Here is a 3,844-nt window from a genome sequence, read left to right as displayed (position 1 = left end):
TCCCAGTTAGTTGCCCTAGCGCTAGGGCAACTAACTGGGGTAAATGCAATACTGGTAACCTGAACTGACGCCCAATCACCTTTTCTACCTCCGGTTGACGGGAGTCCAGATTAAGATGACACAACGGACAAGGGGTCACCATGCAGTCGGCACCAGCATCCAAGGCTTCCTGAATATGCCTCCCTGCCATCTTGAAGGATTGTTCTGTGGCATAACTAGAAATTGGCCAACCACAACATTGAGTACGACCTCGGTAATATACAGGTGTTGCTCCTACAGTGCGAAATACAGTTTCCATGGATTCTGGATGCACTGGGTCATCGTAGGGGATTGATGTCTGAGCTCGCAGCAAATAACAACCATAGAATGCAGCACATTTGAGTCCAGTTAGCTTACGACTCACCTGTGCGGCTAGGGCTTCCATGCCGTAATCTGCCACCAATGCCCACAGTAAATGCTTGACTTCCGTAGTGCCTTTGTAAGGAGAACAGCCTTCTTTTTTCAGCAAGCCATTGACTTTTTCCACATAAGCTGTGTCGGTCTCTTGGAATTCCTTTAAACGCTCATCTACATGACCAATTACTCCCTGACAGGTGCTGCAATGGGTTAACAGGGGTAGATTCAGCTCCTCAGCTAGGGCGATATTGCGAGCGTTAACAGTGTCTTCTAGGAGTTGGGAATCTTCTTTGAAGGTACCAGAACCACAACAAGCAGCTTTTTTCAACTCAATCAGTTCAATACCTAGCGCTTGGGTTAAAGCTGACGTAGATTGGTATAGTTCTCCACAGGCTCCTTGAGCAACACAGCCGGGAAAATAGGCATATTTGAGCGTAGCAGATGGCATAGTAATTTATACTTAATCGCCTTAAAGCGGTTAGAGATCAGCTCAAGGGTAACAGCTGATGCCCTAACCGTTACTAGCTTGTTCAAAATTCGTAACCGTAGCGCTTTAGTTCTTCGTGAAAAACGTACTGGACAATTTTTCGCGATCGCTCATTATAGTACTCTCGATAGTTTTTCTTTCTTTCTTCGGTTTTGTTGATCACTGGTATTTGCACTTTGAAGGGCACTCCAGCTTTATCCAGGACTCTGTCAAAATCATCCTGAAGGGTTTCAAAACGCATTACACTATCCATACCTTTGGTATAACTTCCATAGAGTGTATACGGTTCAGCGGGAAGACCTACAAACTGTTTAAGTCGGTTTCGATTAGTATTCCGAACCAGGGATTGAAGGGTTCGTTTCAGTCCATTGCCGTAAATAGAGCCATAGTGTTTCTCAATCCAATCATTAAATGAATGGGTTTTGCAAAATTCCATGTCTTCTATATAACCCGGTAGACGGTGAACCCATGACGTGGAGTCAGCGATAAAGTGTTGGTATTTTGAGGCTCTTTTTACATAGTCGGAAGCTAAACTGTCAAAAGGGTTGCGAATACAACTAAATTTTAGATAAGATGCTGCCTCTTTTTCTGTCAAAAGATTGCGTCTGAACATCTCTCGTAGAGAATGATGTCTTCTGTGCATCAAAAATTTTCCGTTGGCGTCTAGGATGTCTTGGGGGGGGACTAGTTCACCTTCTAGCTTTTTTTCGAGGACATCTTCTACTGCTGTGCAACCAGTTCGCGGTGCCATCAGGTAGAGTAAGCCGTATTTACGGCAAATCATTGCCATGAGCAAGCTCCTGTTATTCTAGGGATTATTATAAACAAGACGTAAGCTATCAGCATTCAGCATTCAGCTATCAGCATTCAGCTATCAGCATTCAGCTATCAGCATTCAGCTATCAGCTTTGGGCCTGTGGTCAGGCTACTGTTTGCGCAGCACCTCAAGTAGTGTGAGCTCTTAGCTGACGGCACCTCAAGTAGCGTGGCCAAAGGCCAACGGCTGACGGCTGACGGCTGACGGCTGACGGCTGATAGCTGACGGCTGATAGCTGAATGCTTAAGTTTATTGCTTTACTAGTTTCCACAGAAACGTTTTAATTTCGTAGGTTGGTTCAAGTTTATGGTTCCATTTGCCAATAAGTTCTGATTTATAGTTGTATTGTTTTTCGAATTTTTCTCGCAATTCCTTAGATGGATTATATAAAAATAAATCACTGAATTCATCGGTATTTTCGGGGATGATTAACTGTTTGCTTTTTTCGCCATTAGGCATCTTTACGGATTTGTCGCTTAACCAAGAAAACTTCACTTTGGAGTCGAGAAGGTAAGACAGGGAGATCACTTCCAGACTTTTTGTCAGCAAGAGGGGTTGGTCAGCCTGGTTAATGATTGCTGCTACCTGGGTATGGTTAGCACTAGTATACTTGTTCCACCAAAATTCTGCTTGAGAACTGATCACACAGGATAGAATTCCACCAGACAGTAGCAAAATCATTCCGAGTCGCCATAGCTTCTGTTGCCATACTCCCTGAAAAATACTAGTTACTTTGTTAGTTATTTTGTTAGTAAATAGGTAAGCAACTGCTAGCTGAATACCAAGATAACAGGGAATTAGATAGCGAGTTACGCTAGAACGCTTGCCTCCGGAAATTAAATCCGGTAGCACTAGGGCTAAGGCGGTAACTCCAATTAATGTCAAGATGAATAGACTAACTCGTTTGGGACTATGACGACAGAGAAAGTAAATGGCATAGCCGACTAGGATTAAGATTATTACAGAGACCACTACGCTGGGGAAATTTAAGCCTTGGTTGAGATCAAAGAAACTCCGATTAATATTAATCAGCCAGGTTTGGGCTAATGATGATAAGGGAACTTCTTTGAGTGCCCATTTGGTTTTGCTGGATACCTTAGAAAGGTTACTGTTAGAAACCAGTAACCAAGGGACAAATACCATCAAAGCCATTAACGATGATAGCCCATAGTAAACAATAATTTTACTGAAGCGGAACCGTTCTGTTACCAGTACATAGATGCCATGGCTGATGGCTACTAAGATAGAAAATAAAAAGGTATAAAATCCTGTCACTAACGTGAGGGCGTAAATTCCCCAGGTAGAGATAAAGTGTAGGATGTCTCTAATCTTACTGGTGGTGTTTCTTGGTTTGGTTAAGCGTATTGCCCGTAACAGTGCTGCACTTGATAGCAAAATAGTTACGCCCCATAAGCCATACTGTCTTGCTGCTTGGGCATACAATACCTGAAAGGGAGAAACGGCAACTAAGGCCATAGCTACCCATCCCACCAAGGACGACTCGAATAATTCTTGACATAACCAATAGATAGCAGGAAACATCAGCAAGCTAATCAGAGCTGAAAAACTTCTCCTCACTGCTACTGAATTCCCAAATAACTGCCCCCAAAATCGCGCCATCACGTAATAGAATGGGGGATGTTGAGGTTCTTCAAACGCCAATCCCTTAATCGTACCAATCAAAGTTTTTTCCGGATTTGTCTGCTGATACTTATGTAATTCTTTAATAGCGATCGCATCCCCATTGGAAATTTCTGGTATCATGTCTGACAATCGATAACCAGAAATCCGTAGCGAGGTAAAGGTTTCATCAATCCAGTAGTTTTTTTTGTCAATATTTACGAATCGAAACACTATTCCTAGCATCAACAGGATAATAATTAAAAGCCCTAACCAAGTTGATGTAAATCTACGAGTTTGCTGCAATTTGTTTACCATATAGGTTTACCATAGATGATATTCATTGTTATGAAGTACATTCAATTTTCTTACCGCGACTCCCTCGGTGCGCTTTCCGTTGGCGAATTAAATTCGCCACGGGTCGCACCGCTCCCGACTCCCTAAACCTTGTGCTGTTGACGGTCAACAGTCAACAGTCAACAGTCAACAGTCAACCGGTTATCATTATTTTTGCGTCACTCGCC

General features: G+C 43.0%; 4 protein-coding genes. All 4 read right to left on the bottom strand.

Annotated features, from left to right (window positions below; genetic code table 11):
• On the bottom strand, window positions 1-844 hold an 844-nt coding region (locus F6K20_RS28235; RefSeq protein ID WP_287296886.1), incomplete at its 3' end, for a CoB--CoM heterodisulfide reductase iron-sulfur subunit B family protein.
• A gap of 82 nt (window positions 845-926) precedes the next feature.
• Window positions 927-1,673 (bottom strand): sulfotransferase family 2 domain-containing protein, encoded by a 747-nt coding sequence (locus F6K20_RS28230; protein WP_071102962.1) that lies wholly within the window; start codon window positions 1,671-1,673, stop codon window positions 927-929.
• Window positions 1,674-1,827: 154 nt separating this feature from the next.
• Window positions 1,828-1,971 carry a hypothetical protein gene (locus F6K20_RS28225; RefSeq protein WP_165691865.1) on the bottom strand — a complete coding sequence of 48 codons (144 nt, stop codon included), beginning with the start codon at window positions 1,969-1,971 and terminating at the stop codon, window positions 1,828-1,830.
• A complete protein-coding gene (locus tag F6K20_RS28220) occupies window positions 1,950-3,638 on the bottom strand; it encodes a glycosyltransferase family 39 protein (protein WP_287251646.1) in 1,689 nt (562 codons plus the stop codon). Before F6K20_RS28220 ends, F6K20_RS28225 begins: the two co-directional genes overlap by 22 nt.
• Window positions 3,639-3,844: the final 206 nt, after the last annotated feature.

Source organism: Moorena sp. SIO2C4 (genome assembly GCF_010672485.1).
GTDB classification, from domain to species: domain Bacteria; phylum Cyanobacteriota; class Cyanobacteriia; order Cyanobacteriales; family Coleofasciculaceae; genus Moorena; species Moorena producens.
The sequence above is the reverse complement of the archived record's forward strand: the minus strand, read 5'-3'. Positions and strand labels throughout refer to the sequence as shown.

What these genes read in the sequence shown, in the direction of transcription:
- F6K20_RS28220 (WP_287251646.1), bottom strand. Translation starts at nt 3,638, where the DNA reads ATGGTAAACAAATTGCAGCAAACTCGTAGATTTACATCAACTTGGTTA.
- F6K20_RS28230 (WP_071102962.1), bottom strand. Translation starts at nt 1,673, where the DNA reads ATGGCAATGATTTGCCGTAAATACGGCTTACTCTACCTGATGGCACCG.